General features: G+C 65.3%; 21 protein-coding genes. 8 read left to right on the forward strand and 13 right to left on the reverse strand.

Annotation, left to right across the window (positions count from 1 at the left end; translation table 11 throughout):
- The first annotated feature begins 33 nt into the window (after positions 1–33).
- Positions 34–612, forward strand: a complete 579-nt coding sequence (locus AC3WLX_RS02560; RefSeq protein ID WP_291622568.1) for an HdeD family acid-resistance protein — start codon at positions 34–36, stop codon at positions 610–612.
- A gap of 236 nt (positions 613–848) precedes the next feature.
- Complete coding sequence (locus tag AC3WLX_RS02565) at positions 849–1,934, forward strand: 3-deoxy-7-phosphoheptulonate synthase (protein WP_492334563.1); 1,086 nt, start codon at positions 849–851, stop codon at positions 1,932–1,934.
- A gap of 66 nt (positions 1,935–2,000) precedes the next feature.
- On the opposite strand, the gene AC3WLX_RS02570 is transcribed toward AC3WLX_RS02565, so the two are convergent.
- From AC3WLX_RS02570 to epmA, 3 genes are read right to left on the reverse strand one after another with little or no spacing between them, the layout of a single operon-like run.
- A complete protein-coding gene (locus AC3WLX_RS02570) occupies positions 2,001–2,255 on the reverse strand; it encodes a hypothetical protein (RefSeq protein WP_492334564.1) in 255 nt (84 codons plus the stop codon).
- A 43-nt stretch (positions 2,256–2,298) separates the two neighbouring features.
- A complete protein-coding gene (locus AC3WLX_RS02575; RefSeq protein ID WP_492334565.1) occupies positions 2,299–3,393 on the reverse strand; it encodes a lysine-2,3-aminomutase-like protein in 1,095 nt (364 codons plus the stop codon).
- The gene (epmA, locus tag AC3WLX_RS02580) at positions 3,390–4,442 is read right to left on the reverse strand and encodes an EF-P lysine aminoacylase EpmA (protein WP_492334566.1); all 1,053 of its coding nucleotides are present in this window, start codon (positions 4,440–4,442) and stop codon (positions 3,390–3,392) included. The genes AC3WLX_RS02575 and epmA overlap by 4 nt, the downstream gene beginning before the upstream one ends.
- 162 nt (positions 4,443–4,604) lie before the next feature.
- On the opposite strand from epmA, the gene efp reads away from it, so the two are divergent.
- The 3 genes from efp (at position 4,605) to AC3WLX_RS02595 (ending at position 7,887) form a co-directional block, all read left to right on the forward strand.
- Positions 4,605–5,171 (forward strand): elongation factor P, encoded by a 567-nt coding sequence (efp, locus tag AC3WLX_RS02585; RefSeq protein WP_028136595.1) that lies wholly within the window; start codon positions 4,605–4,607, stop codon positions 5,169–5,171.
- A gap of 81 nt (positions 5,172–5,252) precedes the next feature.
- A complete protein-coding gene (locus AC3WLX_RS02590; RefSeq protein WP_492335901.1) occupies positions 5,253–6,818 on the forward strand; it encodes a M23 family peptidase in 1,566 nt (521 codons plus the stop codon).
- 82 nt (positions 6,819–6,900) lie between these two features.
- A complete protein-coding gene (locus tag AC3WLX_RS02595; protein WP_492334567.1) occupies positions 6,901–7,887 on the forward strand; it encodes a DUF808 domain-containing protein in 987 nt (328 codons plus the stop codon).
- A 29-nt stretch (positions 7,888–7,916) separates the two neighbouring features.
- On the opposite strand, the gene AC3WLX_RS02600 is transcribed toward AC3WLX_RS02595, so the two are convergent.
- The gene (locus AC3WLX_RS02600) at positions 7,917–8,420 is read right to left on the reverse strand and encodes a cupin domain-containing protein (RefSeq protein ID WP_492334568.1); all 504 of its coding nucleotides are present in this window, start codon (positions 8,418–8,420) and stop codon (positions 7,917–7,919) included.
- Between the two features lie 19 nt (positions 8,421–8,439).
- Positions 8,440–8,919 (reverse strand): carboxymuconolactone decarboxylase family protein, encoded by a 480-nt coding sequence (locus tag AC3WLX_RS02605; protein ID WP_492334569.1) that lies wholly within the window; start codon positions 8,917–8,919, stop codon positions 8,440–8,442.
- Between the two features lie 102 nt (positions 8,920–9,021).
- Between AC3WLX_RS02605 and AC3WLX_RS02610 the strand changes: the two genes are divergently transcribed.
- Complete coding sequence (locus AC3WLX_RS02610; protein ID WP_492335902.1) at positions 9,022–9,504, forward strand: MarR family winged helix-turn-helix transcriptional regulator; 483 nt, start codon at positions 9,022–9,024, stop codon at positions 9,502–9,504.
- 44 nt (positions 9,505–9,548) lie between these two features.
- On the opposite strand, the gene AC3WLX_RS02615 is transcribed toward AC3WLX_RS02610, so the two are convergent.
- Positions 9,549–9,800 (reverse strand): hypothetical protein, encoded by a 252-nt coding sequence (locus AC3WLX_RS02615; RefSeq protein ID WP_492334570.1) that lies wholly within the window; start codon positions 9,798–9,800, stop codon positions 9,549–9,551.
- A gap of 166 nt (positions 9,801–9,966) precedes the next feature.
- On the opposite strand from AC3WLX_RS02615, the gene AC3WLX_RS02620 reads away from it, so the two are divergent.
- Positions 9,967–11,196, forward strand: a complete 1,230-nt coding sequence (locus tag AC3WLX_RS02620) for a lytic murein transglycosylase (RefSeq protein WP_492334571.1) — start codon at positions 9,967–9,969, stop codon at positions 11,194–11,196.
- Between the two features lie 120 nt (positions 11,197–11,316).
- On the opposite strand, the gene AC3WLX_RS02625 is transcribed toward AC3WLX_RS02620, so the two are convergent.
- The 3 genes from AC3WLX_RS02625 to recJ form a co-directional block, all read right to left on the reverse strand.
- Entirely contained in the window at positions 11,317–12,108 is a 792-nt protein-coding gene (locus AC3WLX_RS02625; protein ID WP_492334572.1) for an aldolase, read from the reverse strand.
- Between the two features lie 96 nt (positions 12,109–12,204).
- Positions 12,205–13,014: an SDR family NAD(P)-dependent oxidoreductase gene (locus AC3WLX_RS02630; RefSeq protein WP_492334573.1), complete on the reverse strand. Its 810-nt coding sequence runs from the start codon at positions 13,012–13,014 to the stop codon at positions 12,205–12,207.
- Between the two features lie 33 nt (positions 13,015–13,047).
- The gene (gene recJ / locus AC3WLX_RS02635; protein ID WP_492334574.1) at positions 13,048–14,889 is read right to left on the reverse strand and encodes a single-stranded-DNA-specific exonuclease RecJ; all 1,842 of its coding nucleotides are present in this window, start codon (positions 14,887–14,889) and stop codon (positions 13,048–13,050) included.
- 283 nt (positions 14,890–15,172) lie between these two features.
- Between recJ and AC3WLX_RS02640 the strand changes: the two genes are divergently transcribed.
- Complete coding sequence (locus AC3WLX_RS02640) at positions 15,173–16,249, forward strand: methyl-accepting chemotaxis protein (RefSeq protein ID WP_492334575.1); 1,077 nt, start codon at positions 15,173–15,175, stop codon at positions 16,247–16,249.
- A 160-nt stretch (positions 16,250–16,409) separates the two neighbouring features.
- On the opposite strand, the gene AC3WLX_RS02645 is transcribed toward AC3WLX_RS02640, so the two are convergent.
- From AC3WLX_RS02645 to AC3WLX_RS02660, 4 genes are read right to left on the reverse strand one after another with little or no spacing between them, the layout of a single operon-like run.
- The gene (locus AC3WLX_RS02645; protein ID WP_492334576.1) at positions 16,410–17,381 is read right to left on the reverse strand and encodes a LysR family transcriptional regulator; all 972 of its coding nucleotides are present in this window, start codon (positions 17,379–17,381) and stop codon (positions 16,410–16,412) included.
- Between the two features lie 44 nt (positions 17,382–17,425).
- Positions 17,426–19,099 carry a carbon-nitrogen hydrolase family protein gene (locus AC3WLX_RS02650; RefSeq protein ID WP_492334577.1) on the reverse strand — a complete coding sequence of 558 codons (1,674 nt, stop codon included), beginning with the start codon at positions 19,097–19,099 and terminating at the stop codon, positions 17,426–17,428.
- A 31-nt stretch (positions 19,100–19,130) separates the two neighbouring features.
- Positions 19,131–19,964, reverse strand: a complete 834-nt coding sequence (locus tag AC3WLX_RS02655; protein ID WP_492334578.1) for an ABC transporter ATP-binding protein — start codon at positions 19,962–19,964, stop codon at positions 19,131–19,133.
- Positions 19,965–19,975: 11 nt separating this feature from the next.
- On the reverse strand, positions 19,976–20,971 hold the full coding sequence (locus AC3WLX_RS02660; protein ID WP_492334579.1) for an ABC transporter substrate-binding protein: 996 nt from the start codon (positions 20,969–20,971) through the stop codon (positions 19,976–19,978).
- Positions 20,972–20,985: the final 14 nt, after the last annotated feature.

Here is a 20,985-nt window from a genome sequence, read left to right on the forward strand (position 1 = left end):
GTCGCAGGGGCTGCTCACGAGATCGGGGCCATCATGACGTCGCCTGAAGAATTTTCACGGCTGCAATCCGCAATGAACCAGGCGGTCAAGGCGCATTGGAAGGCCTTCCTGTTCGAGGGCATCCTGCTTGCGGTGCTCGGCATCGCCGCACTGATCCTCCCGCCGCTCGCCAGTCTTGCGACCACGATCTTCCTGGGCTGGATGTTCCTGATCGGCGGTATCGGCGGACTGATCGCGACCTACTGGGCGCGCAGCTCGCCAGGCTTCTGGTGGTCGCTGATCTCGGCCGCGCTGGCCGTCCTCACCGGTATATTGCTGTTGGCCCGGCCGATGCAGGCCGTGCTGACGCTGACCATCGTGCTCGGCGCCTATTTCCTCGCGGAGGGCGTTACCACCATCATGTACGCGCTGGAGCATCGCCGGGAGCTCAGCGGGCGCTGGTCGTGGCTCCTGGTCTCGGGCCTCGTCGACATCGCGATCTCGTTCATGGTGATCACGGGGCTGCCGAGCTCGGCGGAATGGGCGATCGGCGTGCTCGTCGGTATCAACCTGCTGTTCGGCGGCGCCTCCCTGATTGGAATGGCCTTGGCCGCACGCAAGAACGACATTTGAGGCGCGCTTGCCGCCCTCCTTGCGCACTTGGGGGGTGACAACCCGCCGGCGGCAGGCTATATGGCCTGCCATGATCACCGTCGCCACCAGCTATTTTTGGTACTTTAGCTACGACAGCTCGCTGGCGGCCGGAGGATCGCGCTCAATCTGAAACATTGCAGCAAACGTCCGAACAAGCCGCCAGACCTGGCGGCTTTTTTGTTGGCCGGCAGGTTCTAAACAGACAGGAGCCCGCCGTGCTGAGCACGACCGACGATCTTCGTATCCGCGAACTGAAAGAGCTGAGCACACCGGACGACGTGATGCGGGAGGTCCCGCGCACGCTCACCGCGACGCGTGTGGTGATGGCGGCGCGCAACGCCATCCACGCCATCCTCACCGGCCAGGACGACCGCCTTCTGGTCGTGGTCGGCCCCTGCTCGGTGCATGATACCAAGGCCGCACTCGACTACGCCGAGCGTCTCGCGAAACTGCGCGAAGACCTTGCCGACCAGCTCGAGATCGTGATGCGGGTCTATTTCGAGAAGCCGCGCACCACCGTCGGCTGGAAGGGCCTGATCAACGACCCCGATCTCGACGGCAGCTTCGACATCAACAAGGGCCTGAGGCTGGCGCGCAACGTGCTGTCGGCCGTGAACAATCTCGGCCTTCCGGCGGGCACCGAATTCCTGGACATGACGACGCCGCAATACATCGCCGACCTCGTCTCCTGGGCCGCGATCGGCGCACGTACCACCGAGAGCCAGATCCATCGCGAGCTGGCCTCGGGGCTGTCCTGCCCGGTCGGATTCAAGAACGGCACGGACGGCAACGTGCGGATCGCCGCGGACGCGGTGAAGTCGGCCTCGCATCCGCATCATTTCATGGCGGTGACGAAGCTCGGACGTTCGGCGATCGCCTCGACCGCGGGCAACGAGGACTGCCACATCATCCTGCGCGGCGGAGCTGAGCCGAACTACGACGCAGCAAGCGTTGCCGCCGCCTGCAACGAATTGACCAAGTCCGGCGTCGCGCCGCTGGTGATGGTCGATGCGAGCCACGCCAATTCGAGCAAGAAGCCGGAGAACCAGCCGCTGGTAGTGACCGACATCGCCGGTCAGATCTCGGGCGGCGAGAGCCGCATCATGGGCGTGATGATCGAAAGCAACCTCGTCGCCGGCCGTCAGGACGTGGCGCCGGGCAAGCCGCTCACCTACGGCCAGAGCATCACCGATGGCTGCATCGACTGGGCAACCACGGCAGCCGTGCTCGAGCAGCTTGCCGACGCCGTCGAGATCCGTCGCAATACAAGGCGCGCGGGGCGGCACGAGCGATCCGCTTAAGGCACCCGAGGCGAAGCATCTGTCGCCTGCTCCGCTCTTCACTTCTCCCCCCGGGAGAAGTGTAGCTCAGCAGCCGCGGCAGATGCTCTTGATCTTGCGATCGAGCTCGGCGTCTTCCTTGTTCGCGGGCGTGTTCGGATTGCTCAAATTCCTCTCGCTCGGCACGTCGGCCGCACGCGGCTGGCGGTGACCGACAGGCGCCGGCAATACCGTCCCAGAGGTCGCGCCACCGGATGTGGATCCCTTGGAGCCGCCGGTCTGCGCCACCGCCGGGCCGCCGAACAAGACCACGAGCGATACGGCCAACATGATCTTCTTCATCTTCTTATCTCCATTCTCAGAGCGGCGCACGCTCGATCCCCGCTCAGGTCTCGGGCGGATAAAGATGAACGTCGCCGCAATAATCCAAGATACGATACCGCGTTTCGGCTTCGGCTTCATCCGCTTCGACCGCGATATTTTGCGGCGCCAGCAGGTAGCTCGGCCCGACCGGCGACTTGCCGGCGCCGCCGGGGATGTCGATGACATAGTCAGGCTGACACAACCCAGATACCCGGCCGCGCAACTGTCGCATCAAATCCTGTCCCTCGGCCAGCGTCGTTCGCAAATGCACGGTGCCCGGCGCGAGATCGCCGTGATGCAGGTAATAGGGCTTGATTCGGCATTCGACGAAAGCTCGCATCAAATCCGACAAAGCGGCAATGTTGTCATTGACGCCGCGCAACAGCACGGATTGGCTCACCAGGGGAATTCCAGCATCGATGAGCCGCGCACAGGCCGCCCGCGCCGCTCCAGTCAGTTCGCGCGCGTGGTTGGCGTGCAGCGCGACCCAGGTGGTCGCACCCGCGACCTTGAGTGCCGCAACCATCTCCGCGCTGATGCGCGCCGGGTCGGCCACGGGGACGCGGGTGTGGAGACGGATGATCTTGACGTGATCGATCGCCGCGAGCTCGGCCATGATCTCACTCATCCGTCGCGGCGACAGCATCAGCGGATCGCCGCCGGTCAGGATGACCTCCCAGATCTCGGGATGCGACCGGATGTAATCGATCGCCGCGCGATAAGCGGCCTCCGACAGCGCGTTGTCCTTGCCGGGGCCGACCATCTCGCGGCGGAAGCAGAAGCGGCAATAGACCGCGCAGACGTGAACGAGCTTGAACAGCACGCGATCGGGATAGCGATGCACGATACCGGGAACCGGCGAGTGCGGGTGATCTCCGATCGGGTCGGCATTCTCGCCCGGCTGCACCTCCAGCTCGGCCGCGGCCGGAACGAACTGCCGCGCGATGGGATCATCCGGATCGGTCTTGTCGATCAGCTCGATGAGATCAGGCGTGATCGCAACGGCATAACGCGCGGCGACCCGCTCGAGCGCGGGCAGCGCCGCCGCGGGCGCCAGGCCTTCGGCTACGAGCTCGACCGGCTCGCGCAGGGTGCGTGCAAGATTCGCCTTCGTCATCTCTCATCCAGAGGCGGCGTCCACACCACCTGATCAATTCGCGTTGCGCCGCTCGCCAGCATCACCAGCCGGTCGAAACCGAGCGCAACGCCACTCGCCTCCGGCATTGCCGCAACCGCGGCCAGGAAGTCTTCATCGAGCGGATAGGCCGCGCCATAGCGGCGCTGCTTTTCCGCCATCGATTCCGTGAAGCGCTTGCGCTGCTCCTCTGCGTCGGTGAGCTCACCAAAGCCGTTGGCCAACTCGACGCCACAGGCATACACCTCGAACCGTTCCGCAACCCGCGGGTCGTCCGCCTTGACCCGCGCCAGCGCCGCCTCTGGAGATGGGTACTCGAACAGAATGGTCAAACGCCCCTGCCCCAGATGCGGCTCGACATGCTCGACCAGGACCTTGCTGAAGATGTCCGACCAGGTGTCGTCCTCGGCGATCCGGACCTTCCCGCCGGCCGCCGCGGCGAGCGCCGCACGGTTACCCTCGCCGCCCGAAATTGTCGACAGCAGGTCGATGCCGGCAAAGCGCTCGAAGGCGCCCGCGACGGTCAGGAGCTCCGGCTCGGCGAATGGATCGGCAGTCCGGCCGCGGAACGAGAAGGTCCCGATTCCGGTCGCCTGCGCCGCACGGGCGATGACCACGACCGTATCGGCCATGATCGCGTCATAGGGAGCGCGTGCCCGGTACCACTCCAGCATGGTGAATTCCGGCAGATGCAGGTCGCCGCGCTCGCGATCCCGAAACACCCGGGCGAACTCGAAAATCCGCTCCTCGCCCGCCGCCAGCAGCTTCTTGCAGGCAAATTCGGGGGAGGTTCGCAGGTAGCGGCTGGCACGGCTGCCGTCCGGCCGCACGATCTCGGTCCCGGGGGCATGCAGATGGGTCTCGTTGCCCGGGGAGACCTGAAGAACCGAGGTTTCGACCTCGACGAAGCCCTGCTCGGCGAAAAAGCCGCGTAACGCCCCGGTAATGGCCCCCCTCGCTGCAAGGAAGGGCCGCCGGTCGAGGTGCCGCTCGGGCGACCAGAATGGCGAGATCGGCTTGTCCCCAGCCATTAACCGACCGCCCCTTGGGACAGCAAAAGGCTGGCATTCAACGACAAAATGCGTATGTTGCGGCCCGAAACGGGCGCCAAGGTCCGATTTGAGGCCCCAAGTCCCCCATCGATTTGACCACGTCCTGGCCGCAGCCGGGCCAAGTAAGCGGGAAATACAGCTTTGAGAGTCATCGCCAGTTCTATTCGCAAGGGCAACGTGATCGAGCAAGACGGCAAGCTTTATGTCGTCGTCAGCGCCGAGAACATCCATCCCGGCAAGGGCACCCCGGTCAGCCAGATCGAAATGCGCCGAATCTCGGACGGGGTAAAGATCTCCGAACGCTACAAGACCACCGACCAGGTCGAGAAGGCCACGATCGAAGAGCGCAACTACACCTTCCTGTACGAAGATGGGGACGGCTACCACTTCATGAACCCCGAGACCTACGACCAGGTCCAGGTTTCCAAGGACGTCGTCGGCGACGCGGCCGCGTATCTTCAACCGGACATGACCGTCAAGCTGTCCATGCACGACACCAACCCGGTCTCAATCGCGCTGCCGCAGCGTGTGACCTTGGAAGTGGTCGAGACCGAACCCGTGACCAAGGGCCAGACCGCCTCCTCCTCCTACAAGCCCGCAGTGCTGTCCAACGGCGTGCGCACCACCGTGCCGCCGCACATCTCCGTCGGCACCCGCATCGTGGTGATGACCGAAGACGGCTCGTACTCCGAACGCGCCAAGGACTAAGCGAGCAACCGAGGATCGGAACAGGTACCGCCGGGGGGCGAGGCAGTGGGCAGGCACAGTTTCCGCTTCGTCTCGCTCCTCATGGCGTCGCTGTCGCTCCTCATGGCCGCACCGCTGGCTGCGGAGGAATTCCGCAGCCCTTCGCTGACGGCCCTGCGCGTCGACTGGCGCGCAGCGCTCGACCAGCTACGTGTCGAGATCAATAGCCGTCCCCAGGTTGCGGGCGATTTCGTCTTCGCACCCCGCCGTTCGGTGCCGCGCCACGATCCGCGCGCGATGCCCGCACTGGTGCAACTCAACGCGATCTCCTCGCGCTTCTTCACCGGCATCACCCGCAGTCCCATACCGGTCCTGCTTCCGTTCGACGCCGCCGCGTATCTCGAGGCGCAGCGTAGCGGTACGCCGGCGACGCTCGCGCTGTCGCGCTACCAGGCCGACTTCAATCCTGTCGACATCTTCGATGCCGGCCCTGCCGGCTACAGCGCGACCTTCTCGTTCGATCCCGGCGCCGGCGAGGGCATGCCGACCCGGGTGTTCGCAAGGCCCGTCGAGGTGCAGATCACGGGTTCGGCGCTGATCTACGACATCGCCGATCCGGCCGGGGGCAAGGGCGAGCCGGTCAGGCCACTCGCAACGACCTACCCGGATCTGCGCAGGTTCATCCGGGAAGGCTATGTGCGCTACGCCTTCACCCGCTTCGGCGCCGCCTATGTGGTCTCCGTGCAATGTCTCGACAGCGTCGCCAGGCCGCGGCGGCTCGCCTGCAAGGAGGCCTATCCGGTTGCCGAGCGCTTCCTGAAGGCGCTGCGCGTCGCGGGCGGCCAGCGCATGCGGCCGCTGACGGACGTTGCCTCCAACCTCGTCGATCGCCCCGCGGCGCGTTCGCCGGTTTTCAGCTACCGGCCGAGCGGCGACATCATCCCGAACACCGGCTACCGCAAGCAGGGCGGCCACCCCGACGCCATGGCCTATGCGCAGATCCGCTTCCCCCTGGAGAAAGCGCCCGCTTTCGTGCGCTCGCAATCATACGGCAAGCGCGACAAGAGCGAAGGCCCGACCGCCTATCCCTGGCGCGACAATTTCTGCGAGTCGCGCAGTTTCGAGGTGTGGCAATGTGGCGGGGGCTACGGCCACCAGGGCGAGGACATCCGCGCCGCCGACTGCCCGCCGCCCGGTGAAGGCCGGGAGCCCTGCGATCCCAGGCAGCGCGCCGTCGTCGCCGTGCGGGACGCGATCGTGATCCGCGGCGCCAAGGACCAGGCGGTGACACTTCAGGTCAATAGCCGCACCGAGCACATCCGCTTTCGCTACATGCACATGAACCCGCACGCCATGAATGCCGATGGCGTTCTCAACGGCCGACTCGTCACCGAGGGCGAGAAGATCGGCGTGGTCTCGAACTATCTCGACCGTCCCGCCGGAACGTCGCTGCACCTGCATTTCGACGTCCAGGTGTTCACCCGCGACGGCTGGATCTGGGTCAGCCCCTACGTCACGCTGGTCTCGGCCTATGAACGACTGATCCGTGCGCGCGGCCGCGAGGTCGGCCCGGATGTCGCAGTCACGGCGCAGCCGGTGGCTCACGCCCTGCCTGAAGACGTGCTCAAGCCGGACCTGGGCAAGAGACCGGGTGACGACGAGAACTGACGGCTTGCTCGTTCGTTGCCGGAGCGTGCAGGAGCATCTGGTCGCGCAATCCGCCGGCTCCAAACGAAGAAGGACAGGGTTGATGAGTGTCGGACTGATCGGTCTTCTCGACGACATCGCAGCGATTGCAAAGGTGGCAGCGGCCTCGCTCGACGACGTGGCCAGCCAGGCCGCCAAAGCAGGCGCAAAGGCCGCCGGCGTGGTCATCGACGACGCGGCCGTCACGCCGAACTACGTCATCGGCTTCGCATCGAAGCGCGAATTGCCGATCGTCGGCAAGATTGCGGTCGGATCGCTGCGCAACAAGCTCCTGATCCTGCTACCCGTTGCCCTGCTGCTTGGTTACTTCCTGCCCGCCGCGGTCACGCCGCTGCTCATGCTGGGCGGAGCCTTTCTCTGCTATGAGGGGGCCGAAAAGGTGCTCGAAGCCGTGCTGCCGCATCATGCCCACCAGCACGAAGCGCAGCTCCAGCCGATTGCGCTCAATGCCCGCTCGGTCGAGGACGAGAAAGTCGCGAGCGCCATCAAGACTGATTTCATCCTGTCGGCCGAAATCATGGCGATCACGCTGGCGGCCATTCCGGCGGGCAGCATCTGGACGCAGGCGTTCGTCCTGGCGCTGGTCGGCCTCTGCATCACCGTCGGGGTTTATGGCGTGGTGGCCCTGATCGTAAAGGCGGACGATATGGGTCTGGCCCTTGCGCGCTATGACAGTGCCTCGGTCGTTGGCGGCGCGATCCGCGCGCTCGGACGCGCGGTCGTTCGCGGCATGCCCATTTTCCTGACGGTGCTAAGCACCATTGGCACCGCCGCCATGATCTGGGTCGGCGGCGGCATCATCCTGCACGGCATCGAAAAGTACGGCCCGCCCGCGATCGGCCACATGGTCCATGCCGCAACCGAGGCTGGCGCACACCTCCTTCCCGCCGCTGCCGGCATCATCTCGTGGTCGATCGAGGCAGCCATCTCGGGCGTGCTTGGACTGCTCGTCGGCGCACTCGCCATTCCGTTGGTTGAATACGGACTCTCGCCGGCGTGGAAACTGTTGCGGCGATCGCCATCGGCCTGAACACGGCCGTCGCGGATGACGATCGCGGCCTACTCCAGGAACGTCGTCAGCTGCGCGCCCTCATCGGCCACGAACACCGCGATCAATTCCGCCGGCTCGGTCATGCTGGCATTGGCCGAGACCAGATGCGTCGAGCCCGGCGGCTCGAAGAAGGACTGGCCGACGCCGAACGTCTCGACCGGGCCGCCGCCGAGCTGCGAGCGGATCTCGCCTTTGGTAATGTAGGCGGTGACGGAGCCCGCGTGGCGATGCGGCCGCGAAAACCCGCCGGGACCGTAGGACACGCGCACGATGGTCACGCGCTTGCCAGGGACGTTCGGCAGCGCGTAGGAGCCGATCGGCTCGACCTTGTCGAGCGAAGAGCCCTCCGCCGCCGTGGCGCAAAGCGGGGCCAGCGCGTCCGAGACAGCGTCCAACGTCACCGGCAACGCCTTGCCGATCGCAAGCGCACAGGCGAGTCCTGCGACGATGGCGACTGCCATCGAGCGCGACGGCATCGGGCGCTGTGCGACGGCCAAGCTCATTGCTGTCATGCTGACCTCCCCGCGACTATCAGGACGCAGCAGCGTTCGCCGTGACCGGCCGCTTGGCCGGCGTCCAGCGATAGGCCGCACCGAACCGGTTCCAGACGTTGATCGAGGCGACCGCAGAGGTCAGGTACGCCAGCTCGATTTCGGAGAATTCGCCCGTTGCCTCCGAATAGACCTCGTCGCTGACGCCATCGGGAAGCAGCGTCAAGGCTTCTGTCCAGGCCAGCGCGGCCCGCTCGCGCGCCGAGAAGATCGGGGCCTCGCGCCAGACCGCGACCAGGTGCAGCTTGTCGACGGGGACGCCGATCCGTTCCGACAGCAGAACGTGATGTTGCACGCAGAAGGCACATCCATTGATCTGCGAGGCGCGCAGCTTGACGAGCTCGAGAAGATGCTTGTCGAGACCGGCCTTGCCCGCGGCCTGGCCGAGCGCCAGCACCAGATCGTAGGCATCCGGAGCGATCCGCTTGAAATCTTCGTATTCGCTGCGGGCGTGTGACATTGCCGTTCACCTCGTGTTATTGTAAGAAGGCATACATCTTATAAGAGTTCTTATATGTCACGCAAGCTTACCGTCAACGCAAAGCCGCAAGCCGCTCGCAAGATGCCCGCATCGGCCGATAGCGGCACCGTCCATGTCCCCGCCGCCGGCGAGGGCAAGCGCGGCGAGCAAGGCTATCTCGGCTATCTCTTGCGACAGGCCCACGCCGCGGTTCGCCTGACCATGGAGCGCACGCTCGCCGATCTCGGCGTGACGTCACCGCAGTTCGCGGTGCTGACGATGCTGAAGGCCTATCCGGGCCTGTCGGGGGCCGACGTCGCCCGCCTCACGTTTCTGACGCCCCAGACCGTCGGCGTCATCATCCGCAATCTCGAACGCGACGGCGCGATCGTGATGACACCGCATCCCGTCCATGGCCGCATCCAGCAATGGACGCTGACGCCGCGCGGCGCGACATTGCTCAAGGCGTGCCGGCAGCGCGTGCTCGAATTGGAGAAGCGCCTCGCTCGGGATCTGGATTCAAGGACGGAAGTTGCGGTACGGCGCTGGCTTGCGGGAATTGCGGCTGACCTGCAGGAGGATTAGGCGACCGGCATTCACCGTCGGCTCCTTTATCGGCAGCACACGCGCTATCCGCCCCGCAACGCCTTCTCGACCTCGCCATCGGGCCAAGTCGCGTCCGCCGCGATCACCCGGACGCGGCTTTGATCGGCCGTGTTCACCAGCAAGTGCGAACTAACCTGATCAGCGCTCTGCTCCAGACGCAGATCGGTTTCCGGCTTCCAGCTCAGTGTGGCTGCGAGATCGCCGGGAAAGATCTGCCATTGCGATCCGTCCTCGAGTTCGACGACATGGCTTTCCGCATGGGTTCGTATCTTCATTCCACCACGTCTCTCAAATGGAAGGCAGGCCTCGTTCCCGTGTGAAGGGAATGCCGGAGTGCGACACTTGTTCCGCTGGCAACAGCGACGCGCTCAGGCAAGATCCGCGGCCATATCCGGCCCAGAACCGACTCACACAAGCCATGTTTCCGGCTAGACTGTGCCCATGAAGAACGCTGATTCCTCACCCCGTCCCACGCGCCGCGCTTTGCTCCAGTCGACGCTCGGTGCAGCCGCCTTGCTTGCGCTCCCGCCCCGCGCTCTCGCAGCGCCTCCGGGCTTCGACGAATGGCGCGAAGCCTTCCGCGCGCGCGCGATGGCAAAGGGTATTTCGGCTGCGACATGGCAGCGCGCGATGGGCCGGGTCGAGCCTGACATGAGCGTGTTCGCGCAGATGCGCAACCAGCCGGAATTCCGCGAGCAGGTGTGGCAGTACATCAACCGGCGCGTCTCGGACTGGCGCATCATCAACGGCAAGGTTGCACTGAAGAACAACGAGGCTTTGCTTGCCCGCATCGAGCGCGATTTCGGCGTCGAGCGCGGCACGCTGCTGGCGCTATGGGGCGTCGAGTCCGCCTATGGCGATCCACTGGTGCAGCAGAACCACATGAGGCCGGTGTTTCCCTCGCTCGCCGCGCTCGCCTGGAACGAGCCGCGTCGCAAGGCCTATTGGGAGACCGAGTTGATCAACGCCCTGCGCATCGTCGACAAGGGCTGGAGCACGCCGGAGCAGATGCAGGGATCCTGGGCCGGCGCGATGGGGCATTCGCAATGGATGCCGGAGGTCTGGCTGAATGTCGGGATCGACTACGACGGCGACGGCAAGGTGTCGCCGTTCGGCAAGCCCGACGACGCGCTGGGCTCGACCGCAAAATATCTCGTCAATCGCGGCAAGTGGCATCGCGGCGAACATTGGGGCTACGAAGTGCGCGCGCCCGGCAACATCGGCGGAAGCCGCACCTATGCGGCGTGGCAGGCAGCCGGCGTCGCCCGCGCCGACGGCCAGCCGTTCCCGCAACCGAACGCATCCGCGCAAATGTGGGCGCCGGTTGCCGGCGGACCGACGTTCCTGCTGGGACCGAACTTCTATTCGGTGAAGAGCTACAACCCTTCCATGAACTACGCGCTGGCGATCTGCCATCTCGGCGACCGCTGCCTCGGCGCGCCGCCCTTCATCCAGCCCTTCCCTGGCTCCGAACGCGCGTTGACGCTGGCCGAGGTGCAGGAGATGCAGACCCGCCTGACCAAGGCCGGCTTCGATACCGGCGGCACCGACGGCCGCGTCGGTAACGACACCATGAAGGCGGTCAAGGACTTTCAGCAGAAGGTCGGGATCACGCCGGCGGACGGGTATGGCGGGCTGAAGGTGCTGGCGAAGCTGCGGCAGGGGTCGTAACGGACGCCCCCTCCCGCCGTCATTCCGGGGCGCGCCACTTGGCGCGAGCTCCGCCGCGTCGCCTGCTGTCCGATGGATTCCGGGCTCGCGCTTCGCGCGCCCCGGAATGACGGCTGAGCCTCAATGCCGGTACTGCGGCTCCTCCGCATCGAGCTGCCGACGGATCGCCGCCAGATGCAGCCGCGCGGATTCGGTATCGCCTTCGCGCATCTGCCTGTAGGTTTCGGCCGCGACGGCGGGATCCACCGGCAACACCTTCCGTCCGGTCGACATCGCCAGCACCTGCACTTCGGCGGCGCGTTCGAGATAATAGAGATCGTCCCAGGCTTCCGCGATGGTCGGGGCCAGCACCATGACGCCGTGATGCTTCATGAAGACGATATCTGCATCGCCGACGCTCGAGGCGATGCGCGCACCCTCGCCGCTGTCGAGCGCGAGGCCGTTGTAATCGCGGTCGACCGCAGTGCGACCGTAGAATTTCAGCGCGGTCTGGCCGGCCCAGATCAACGGATCGCCTTCCGTCATCGACAGCGCCGTCGCGTAGGGCATGTGCGTGTGGAAAGCGACCTTGGCCCGCGGCAGGCGCTTGTGCATCTCGGCATGGATGTAGAATGCGGTGGCTTCAGGCACGCCCTCGCCGTCGAGGACGTTGCCGTGGAAATCGCAGATCAGGAGCTTTGACGCCGTGAGCTCGCGGAAGGCGTAGCCGTAGGGGTTGACGAGGAAGAGGTCGTCATGGCCCGGCACAACCGCCGAGAAGTGGTTGCAGATGCCCTCCTCAAAGCCGTTGCGCGCGGCCATCCGGAAACAGGCGGCAAGATCCTCGCGCGCGGTGCGGATCACGTCGGTGGCAAGATCGGGCCGGTTCGAACGATGCGGCGCGGGTGAGGATGCGTGAAGGCTGTGCGCCATGGCGGGAGACACCTCTGTCGGTCGGAATCTGCCGGTCTTGTACAAGGCTGGCGCCGGCGCGTCAGCCCCTGCTCGCGCCGCCCTGCCCTGCGTGGCCTATGCGCGCCGCGGCACGCCGCCGGCATTCATGCCGCCGTCGATGACGAGCTCGCTGCCGGTAACGTAGCGCGAGGCATCGGAGGCCAGATACAGCACGCCCGAGGCGATCTCCGCCGCCTGGCCCGCACGGCCGAGCGGCGTGGCGACCTTGGCGCGCTCCTCCGGATCGATCGGGGCGTTCTGGCCGGCGCCGGTCGCCCCCGTCGGGATCTTGCCCCAGATCGGCGTATCGATGATGCCGGGGTGAACCGAGTTGACGCGAATGCCGTCGCCCGCCGCGGCGCACTCCATCGCGATCGACTTGGCGAACAGCCGCACGCCGCCCTTGGTGGCCGAATAAGCCGACAGGCCGGGCGCGCCGCGCAAGCCCGCCAGCGAGGACATCATGACGATCGAGCCGCCACCATGCTTGCGCATCAGCGGCAGGCAATGCTTGACCGAGAGGAACACGCCGTCGAGATTGATCGCGTTCTGCTTGCGCCAGTCGGCGAGCGTCATGTCGACGATCGAGGGCACGGCGATGCCGATGCCGGCATTGGAAACCATGATGTCGAGCCGTCCGCAGCGCCTGGCGATCTCCGCAACGACCTCGATCCAGCGCTCCTCGCTGGTGACGTCCTGCTCCAGGAAGATCGCCTTGCCGCCCGCGTTTGTCACACGCTTGGCAACCTCCGGGCCGCGCAGCTCATCGACATCGGTGATGACGACCGTCGCGCCTTCGCGCGCGAAAAGCTCGACGACGGCCTCGCCAATGCCGGAAGCGCCGCCCGTCACCAGCGCGATCTTGCCCTCAACCTGCCCTGCCATGTTCACTCCCTTTTTTTGTTGTTTAGCGCGTTATCACCTAATCACGGATGGCCCCTGGTCCGGTAGCGCAACGTCGACCACGCGGAATTGCACCCGCTCGGCACCCTGGTAGCGGTCGACCGAGAGCGAGCCGGCGACATGCAGCTGCTGGCCGCGATTGGCGAGCAGCGCATTGCCGAGCTTCTGGCCGACCGAACGGAATGCGATGCCGTTGACGATGGCGCCGTCACCCGACTTGAAGCGCAGCCGCAGATGCGCCTGCCCGACCTCGTCGGCAAACACGAGCTGGTGGGCCGGCAGCGCCAGCACGGGCTCCGGGTTGCCGCTGCCGAAGGGTCCAGCGCGGTTGAGCGTCGTCGCCAGCTCCGGCGTCACCGCACGTGCTGAGACAGCCCCGTCGATATACAGCTCGTTGACGTGGCGCGCCTCGGCAACGTCGCGTGCCAGTGCATTTTCAAGATAAGCGCGGAATTCGGCCAGCTTCTCTTTCCGCAGCGTCACGCCCGCGGCCATCGCGTGCCCGCCGCCCTTGAGCAGAAGGCCGTCGGCGACCGCCTGCCGCACCGCCTTGCCGAGATCGACGCCGGCGATCGAGCGGCCCGACCCGGTGCCGATGCCGCCGGGCTCCAGCGCGATGGCAAAAGCTGGCCGCGAGAACTTCTCCTTCAGCCGGGAGGCGACCAGGCCGACCACACCGGGATGCCAGCCTTCCGAGGCCGTGACGATCACGGCGAGCTTGTCTTCCAGGCCGATCGAGGCCAGCGCCTCCGCTTCGGCCTGTGCCTCCGCCGCCTGCTCGATGACACGGCGCTCGCTGTTGAGGCGGTCGAGCTCGGCGGCGATCCGCGCCGCTTCGACGCTGTCGCCTTCGAGCAGCAGCCGTACGCCGAGGTCGGCGCGGCCGATGCGGCCCCCGGCATTGACGCGCGGTCCCAGCATGAAGCCGAGATGCCAAGCCTCCGGCGGCCCGTTGAGCCGCGCCACGTCCATGAGCGCGGTGTGGCCGACATGGTCGCGCCGCCGCATCGCGATCAGGCCCTTGGCCACGAAGGCGCGGTTGAGGCCGATCAGCGGCGCGACGTCGGCGACGGTGCCGAGCGCGACGTGGTGCAGCATGCCCAATAGGTCGGGCTCGGGCATCTCGCTGCTCCAGAAGCCGCGTTGGCGCAGCTCGCGATTGACCGCGACCAGGGTCACCAGCACGAGGCCGACGGCGGCGAGATGACCGAGGCCGGAGAGATCGTCGAGCCGGTTCGGATTGACCAGCGCATCCACCACCGGAAGCTCCGTGCCGGCCTGGTGGTGGTCGATCACGACCACGGACATGCCGAGGCGCTTGGCCTCGGCGAGCGGCTCGATGCTGGTGGTGCCGCAATCGACGGTGACGAGCAGCGTTGCTCCCTTCGCGGCGAGTGCCCGCACGGCCTCCGAGTTCGGGCCATAGCCCTCAAAAATCCGGTCGGGAATATGGATCAGCGGATCGAGCCCGCAATGCCGCAGGTGCCAGGCCAGCAGCGCCGCGGAGGTCGCGCCATCGACGTCGTAGTCACCGAAGATCGCAACCTTCTCGCCCCTCACTGCGGCATCGGCGATCCGCTTTGCGGCGGCTTCCATATCCGTCACTGTGAAGGGATCCGGCAGCAGCTTCCGGATGGTCGGATCGAGGAAGTCGGCGACGGAATCGATGTCGACCCCGCGGCCCGCCAGCACCCGCGCCAGCAGTTCCGGCAATTGGTGCCGCTGCACGATGGCGAGCGCCTGGGCGGCCCCGCGCGCATCGAGCCGGTCGCGCCACAGCTTGTCGGTGAGCGAGCGCGCGACGCCCAGGAAGGCCTGGGGCGCTTCGACAGGGAGAGCGGATGCGGGCGGCGTCATGGCGGGGCTATCGATAGGGAACTCGGGTCCGGGCGATCACGCGGGCGGCCGGCGACCGGCTTGACTTGATTGGCCGGGAAAGCCCGGCGATTTGCAACGGCCCGGACGGACAAAGCGGTGGATGGCCGGCAGGCAGGCCGGCCTGGCTATCATTTAGGCATGCCGCGGAACAGCAAATTAAGGAGGCGTTAGGCGGAATCTTCGAAAAAGACACGTATTCGATCTGTAAGTCGTTGTTCCGGGTTCGTTGCAGATCAGGCCTCATTGCCAAGGGAAGTCCCCGATGTCTGCTGCGCCGGGTCTGAAAGCCAAGCCGATTGCCACCGAACCCACCGACGATGATTCCGACATTTCCGCGCTGATCAATCGCCTCACTGCGGAGGTCAACCAGATCGCGGTCGACAAGACCAAGTCGATCCAGCAGATCACCAACCAGATGAAGATGCTGGCGCTCAACGCGCTGATCGAGAGCTCGCGTGCCGGTGCCCAGGGCGCGGGCTTCGCGGTGGTGGCGCAGGAAGTGCGCGGCGTCGGCCAGCAAGTCGAGACCATCGCCCGCGAGCTCGAGACCCAATTGACCAAGCGCACCGGCGATCTCGTCGGCTCGATCGAGCGTATGAGCCAGCGCTCCCGCGGCGAGCGGATGGTGGACCTGTCGCTCAACGCCATCGAGCTGATCGACCGCAATCTCTATGAACGCACCTGCGACGTGCGCTGGTGGGCGACCGATTCCGCCGTGGTCGATTGCGCGGCCTCGCCCGGCGCTGCGGCCGTTTCCCATGCCTCGGAGCGCCTCGGCGTGATCCTGGGGGCCTACACCGTCTATCTCGACCTCTGGCTCTGCGACCTCGACGGCAACGTCATCGCCAACGGCCGGGCCGACCGTTTCCGCGTCGTCGGCCAGAACGTCGCCCACACCAAATGGTTTCGCGAGGCCAAGAGCCTGCGTTCCGGCGACGACTATGTCGCCGGCGACGTCGAGAACCAGCCGTTGCTCGGCAATGCGCAGGTCGCGACCTATTGCGCCAGCGTCCGCGCCGGCGGCCAGGCCCATGGCGCGCCGATCGGCGTACTCGCCATCCATTTCGACTGGGAGCCGCAGGCCCGCGCCATCGTGCAAGGCGTCCGGGTCGGCGACGGCGACAAGGCGCGCGTCCTGCTGGTCGATTCGAGTTTTCGCGTGATCGCAGCGTCCGACGGCCAAGGCATCCTCAGCGAGCGCCTCTCGCTGTCCCTGAACGGCCAGCGCTCCGGCTTCTATCACGATCGCACCGGCACGCTGGTCGCCTTCCACGCGACGCCCGGATATGAGACCTATCGAGGGCTCGGCTGGTACGGCGTGATCGTCTGCGGGGCGTGAGGCGAAGCGGCCGGCCGGGTCGCCTGCCGAACGAAAATGCGCAAAACAACCCCATGCACGTAGCAGAGGGTTGATTTATCTCGTGTTTTTCGGCCGCCCCATGAACCTGTCGGCTTACCGCGCTACCGCACCGGAATGCACGTCTGAAATCGCGTTTCTCTCATGCCTTGGCGTGATGCGTGGCCGACATCAGGTGGCCGGCATCGGCCGCGACACGCTTCTCGAGGAAGCCCATGACCGCCTTGATGCGGGCGATGTGCAACAGGTCCTCGTGGACGGACAGCCAGATGTCGCGAACGGAGAAGTAGCTGGGCAAGACCGGGCGCAGGTCCTTGTTATGGGCGGCGACGTAGGACGGCAGCATAGCGATGCCGAGCCCGCTCGATGCCGCCACATATTGCGAGACCAGGCTCGTGCTGCGAAACACGACATGTGCCGGCCGCAGGATATCGGACAGCCAGCGGTTCTCCTTGAGCTGGATATGCTCGTCGATGAAATCGATGAAATCGTGATTGTCGAGGTCCTTCAGGTCAGACGGCACCCCCGCACGCTGCAGGTAGGCGCTGGAGGCGTAGAGGAAGATCCTGAACTCGCCGATCTTCTTGACCGAGAGCCTCCTCCCCTTTGGCCTGAAGAAGCTGATGAAAACGTCCGCCTCGCGCCGCGTCATGTCGAGCAGGCGCGTATCGGTGATCAGCTCGACCTGGATCGAGGGCCAGACCTTGCTGAAGGCGGCCATGCAGCTCGTCAGGTACATGCTGCCGATCCCTTCCATGGCGGCAATGCGCACCGCGCCGGCCGCGTCTGCCTTCTCGGAGCCGACCACCGTCTCGATGATGGCGTTGGCGTTGTTCTCCATGCCTTCGGCGAACTGAAGCAGCCGCAGGCCCGCTTCGGTCAGGGCGAAGCCTGATTTGCTGCGCTTGAACAGCGTGGTGTTGAGGCTGCGTTCGAGCTCCCTCACCCGCCGGCTGACCGTGGTGTGGTCGACTTTCAGCTTCTGGCCGGCGCGAACCAGATTTCGGGTGCGCGCGACCTCCAGGAAGAAGATCACGTCGTCCCAATTGTAGCGCAGCGTTCGCGCAGCCTTCGCCATCTCGGTCCTGATATGCCCGTTCGCGAGCTTCGGCATCTCACACTCGCTAGTTTCGGGCATATCGGCCGGCACGGCAATCGTCAGGCGGCAATGATCGGGGCGTAGGTCTCGACGAGACGGTTGGCGAACATGTCGACCTTCGGGATCATCAGCTTCTGCCGGCAGACGGCAAGATCGATGTGCTTGGGCATCACGGCGCCCAGCTTGAAGACGCGCGGCGCGACCACGTTGATGTCCCAGAGCGGAAAGCCCGTCGGGGGAATCACGAGGCTGCCACCCGGATAGGGCGAGTCGACGCGGTTCGCCAGCACCACCGCAACCCTGTTGTCCTCGGCCCTCGGGATCGCCAGCAGCTCCCGTTCGAACGGTTCGCGCAACGAAGCCGGCCACAGGATCACGTCCGCCGCCGCAATTCCGAGACAACGCGAGACCTCGGGAAACACGGCGTCGTAGCCGGACATGATGCCGATGCGCCCGAACGGCGTCTCGAACACCGGATAGTCGTCGCCCGCCTTCGCCCATTTGCGCTCCTCGGCCGTCAGATGGGTCTTGCGATATTTCCCGAGCTCCTTCCCGTCCGGCCCGATCAGGAACGTCGTGACGTACAGACCGGCTGCGGCCCGCTCGACCGTAGGCAGCGCGATCAGGCACTGATAGCGGGACGCAATCGCTGCGGTCTTGGCCAGCAGCGACGTGGTCTGGTCGGCCAGGGCAGCGGCTTCCGCCGCGCTCGGAATGGCGGATGGGCAGAACGCATATTCCGGCAGGGTGAGAACCTTGATGCCGAGCTTGGCGGCGTGATCGATCATGTCGAACACCTCTGCGGCCGCAGTGCCTTTGGTCACGTGCATCTGCACGGCCGCGACCTTGGCGACGGATTTCGCGGGGATCAGCGGCTGCTCGGCGATCCGGTAGACCGGCGTCTTCTCATACGGCATGGCCATCAGGCCGTAAGTCTCGGGACGGCGGTCGGCGATCTTGTCGTTCGCCGCGTAGATCGACTTGTCGTGCGCGGCGTCGAGATCGACATCGGCGATGGCCATGCCGTGCGTATCGTACGGCACCTTCGACAGCACCCGGCCCTTGGGATCGACTATCATACTGCCGCCGGGATAGTAGATCGATCGCTCATAGCCGGCCTTGGTTGCCGCCACGAGCCACACGCCGTTCTCGTAGCTGCGGGCCGGGCCCCACATGTCCGCCTGGTCCATGGCGAAGAAGTTCGCCATGTCGACGATCACCTCCGCGCCCTGCATCGCCATCGCGCGGAAGATCTCGGGAATGCGACCGTCGAAGCAGATCAGCAAGCCGATCTTTCCGAGGTCGGTCTCCACCACCGGGCAGCCGCGCTCCCCGAACGCAAACCAGTTCTGATCGTGGGTGGCGAGGAACTGCTTGTGATAGTGGCAGACCGTCTCGCCGTTTCGGCCGAACATGATCCCGGTGTTGAAGATCTTCTCCTTGCCGGGATCCCACTCGGTCACGCCGCTGGCAATGTAAATGCCGTGCGTCCTGGCCAACGCAGCCAACGCCGTCACGAACGGACCGTCCTTCATCGTCTCGGCGAGCTCGCGGCAATGCTCGACGGAATCGAAGAGGTAGCCGGTGTCCATGCATTCGGGGAACACCACCAGCTCGGCGCCCTGCCTCACCGCGTCCTCGACATATTGGGTGGCGAGCGCGATGTTGTGGTCGAAGTCCCCCAAACGGGCGAGCGTCTGGACGGCGGCAGCGCGGAAACGGCGCTTCGTCATGTTGGTCTCCATCTGTCGAAGGTTGATTGAATTAGTCTCGCTTGACCTCGCGCCAGAAGCGGTCGAGGCAATGGCGTTTCAGGTTGATGAAGCCCTCGCCGGTGGTGACGTCGAGGTCGCGCGGCCAGGGCAAGTCTACCGGAACGATCTCCGCCACCCGCGTCGGCCGCCGCGTCAGCAGCACGACCTGGTCGGCGAGCTGAATGGCCTCTTCGAGATCGTGCGACACCAGCAGCATCGTTGTCTTCAGCTTCATGAAGATGTGCTGGAGCCGCTCGCGCATGAACAGCGTCATCTCGTAGTCCAGCGCAGAGAACGGCTCATCGAGGAACAGCACTTCGGGCTCGGTCACGAGCGCGCGCAGGATCGAAACCGTCTGCTGCTGGCCTCCGGACAGGGTGTAGGGATAGGCATTGAGGTCGAACGGCACGTCGAAATCGGCGAGCAGCTTCTCCACGCGCCGGTGGCGCTCCTTGCGCTCCACTCCCAGCACCTTCAGTGGATAGTGGATGTTGTCGATCGAGCGCATCCAGGGAAACAGCGCCTCCCTGTAGTTCTGGAAGACGTACGAGATCCTGGTGTCGCGGATGGTCTGGCCGTCGTAAAGCACCTCGCCCGCATCCATCGGCATCAGGCCGGAGATCATGTTGATGAAAGTGCTCTTGCCGCAACCGTTCGGCCCGAAGACCGAGATGAACTTTCCCATCGGCAGGTCGATCGAGAAATCGTCGTAGATCGTCGTGCCCTGGAACTTCTTGCTCAGCCCGCGCACGGTGACGTAGGCTTGCCGCGGTTTGGGCGAAGGAACGTGCGACGTCCCTTCGGCTGCCAGGTCGATGCTTCGGATCGCGGTCACTTTCCCCATCGGAATGTCACTCAGTTTCCGAGATCTGACTTGGCGAGGATCTTGTCCTTGACGTTGATCGGCCCTGCGACCACGCCCTCCTTGATGAAGACGTCGACCAGCGCCTGGTACGACTTCATGTCGGTCTCGTTGAGGTCCTTGAAGCCGCGCAGATAGGGCTGTGCCAGGAACTCGAGTTGATCCTCCTTGGTGGGCGTGTATTTGACGAGGATCGGCTTGTACTTCGCGAAATTGGCGTTCACGAGATCGGTCGCCTCGTCGATGACTGCGACGACCTTGCGCGCCACGTCGGGCCGGTCCTTGAGGAACTTGGTGGTGATCAGCGAAGCCCCGGAGTAGAAGGGATCAGCGATGACGCGGGCGACCGGATTGGTCAGGGCGCGCGCGGCCTTGCCCGAGGCTACGGCGATGGATCCGACCGGCTCGAGCGACAACGTGGCATCGACGGTACCGCCAACTACGGCAGGCACCTGCATGGCGACCGCCAGGTCCACCAGCTTGACGTCGGTGTCGGGATCGAGGCCTGCCGAACGGACCATGTGGCGGGAGATGGTGCGCCATTGAATGCCCGGAACGTGACCGAGCGATTTGCCCTTCAGGTCGGCGAAGCTCTTGATCGAGCTGTCCGGCTTGACGATCAGGCCGTCATTGATGCGGTCGACCGCGACGCCGCCGCCCTGCAGGCCGAACACCTTGAGCTTACCGGGGAATTTGGCCTCCGCGATCATCGCGATGCCAGCGGCCGCGCCGGGAGGGCCGAAATCGGCACGCTCCGCGATCAGCGCATCGATGATCTGGTTCGGCGCTTCCATCTTCGTGGAAACGATTTCAATGCACGCCTTTTCGAACAGCTTCTCCTCGAGAGCGACATAATACGCCGTCGTCTGCATGATCGGCAGCCAGACCGCCGTCACTTTCTCGGTCTTGTCGCAGGCCGCATGTGCGGCAGTCGCGCCAAGCAGGACCGTGGAAGTTGCGAATGCTGCAAGGAATCTCTTCATGTGCATGATGGCCTCTTCGT

It is taken from the genome of Bradyrhizobium sp. FW305-F6, from assembly GCF_058782905.1.

Excerpts from the sequence above, each read along its gene's own strand:
- AC3WLX_RS02620 (WP_492334571.1), top strand. The coding sequence starts at position 9,967 with ATGAAGAACGCTGATTCCTCACCCCGTCCCACGCGCCGCGCTTTGCTC.
- epmA (WP_492334566.1), bottom strand. The coding sequence starts at position 4,442 with ATGGCTGGGGACAAGCCGATCTCGCCATTCTGGTCGCCCGAGCGGCAC.
- AC3WLX_RS02590 (WP_492335901.1), top strand. The coding sequence starts at position 5,253 with ATGGCGTCGCTGTCGCTCCTCATGGCCGCACCGCTGGCTGCGGAGGAA.
- AC3WLX_RS02640 (WP_492334575.1), top strand. The coding sequence starts at position 15,173 with ATGTCTGCTGCGCCGGGTCTGAAAGCCAAGCCGATTGCCACCGAACCC.
- AC3WLX_RS02650 (WP_492334577.1), bottom strand. The coding sequence starts at position 19,099 with ATGACGAAGCGCCGTTTCCGCGCTGCCGCCGTCCAGACGCTCGCCCGT.
- AC3WLX_RS02645 (WP_492334576.1), bottom strand. The coding sequence starts at position 17,381 with ATGCCGAAGCTCGCGAACGGGCATATCAGGACCGAGATGGCGAAGGCT.
- AC3WLX_RS02595 (WP_492334567.1), top strand. The coding sequence starts at position 6,901 with ATGAGTGTCGGACTGATCGGTCTTCTCGACGACATCGCAGCGATTGCA.
- AC3WLX_RS02615 (WP_492334570.1), bottom strand. The coding sequence starts at position 9,800 with ATGAAGATACGAACCCATGCGGAAAGCCATGTCGTCGAACTCGAGGAC.
- recJ (WP_492334574.1), bottom strand. The coding sequence starts at position 14,889 with ATGACGCCGCCCGCATCCGCTCTCCCTGTCGAAGCGCCCCAGGCCTTC.
- AC3WLX_RS02605 (WP_492334569.1), bottom strand. The coding sequence starts at position 8,919 with ATGTCACACGCCCGCAGCGAATACGAAGATTTCAAGCGGATCGCTCCG.
- AC3WLX_RS02655 (WP_492334578.1), bottom strand. The coding sequence starts at position 19,964 with ATGGGGAAAGTGACCGCGATCCGAAGCATCGACCTGGCAGCCGAAGGG.
- AC3WLX_RS02625 (WP_492334572.1), bottom strand. The coding sequence starts at position 12,108 with ATGGCGCACAGCCTTCACGCATCCTCACCCGCGCCGCATCGTTCGAAC.
- AC3WLX_RS02660 (WP_492334579.1), bottom strand. The coding sequence starts at position 20,971 with ATGCACATGAAGAGATTCCTTGCAGCATTCGCAACTTCCACGGTCCTG.
- AC3WLX_RS02575 (WP_492334565.1), bottom strand. The coding sequence starts at position 3,393 with ATGACGAAGGCGAATCTTGCACGCACCCTGCGCGAGCCGGTCGAGCTC.
- AC3WLX_RS02630 (WP_492334573.1), bottom strand. The coding sequence starts at position 13,014 with ATGGCAGGGCAGGTTGAGGGCAAGATCGCGCTGGTGACGGGCGGCGCT.
- AC3WLX_RS02570 (WP_492334564.1), bottom strand. The coding sequence starts at position 2,255 with ATGAAGAAGATCATGTTGGCCGTATCGCTCGTGGTCTTGTTCGGCGGC.
- AC3WLX_RS02610 (WP_492335902.1), top strand. The coding sequence starts at position 9,022 with ATGCCCGCATCGGCCGATAGCGGCACCGTCCATGTCCCCGCCGCCGGC.
- AC3WLX_RS02600 (WP_492334568.1), bottom strand. The coding sequence starts at position 8,420 with ATGACAGCAATGAGCTTGGCCGTCGCACAGCGCCCGATGCCGTCGCGC.
- AC3WLX_RS02560 (WP_291622568.1), top strand. The coding sequence starts at position 34 with ATGACGTCGCCTGAAGAATTTTCACGGCTGCAATCCGCAATGAACCAG.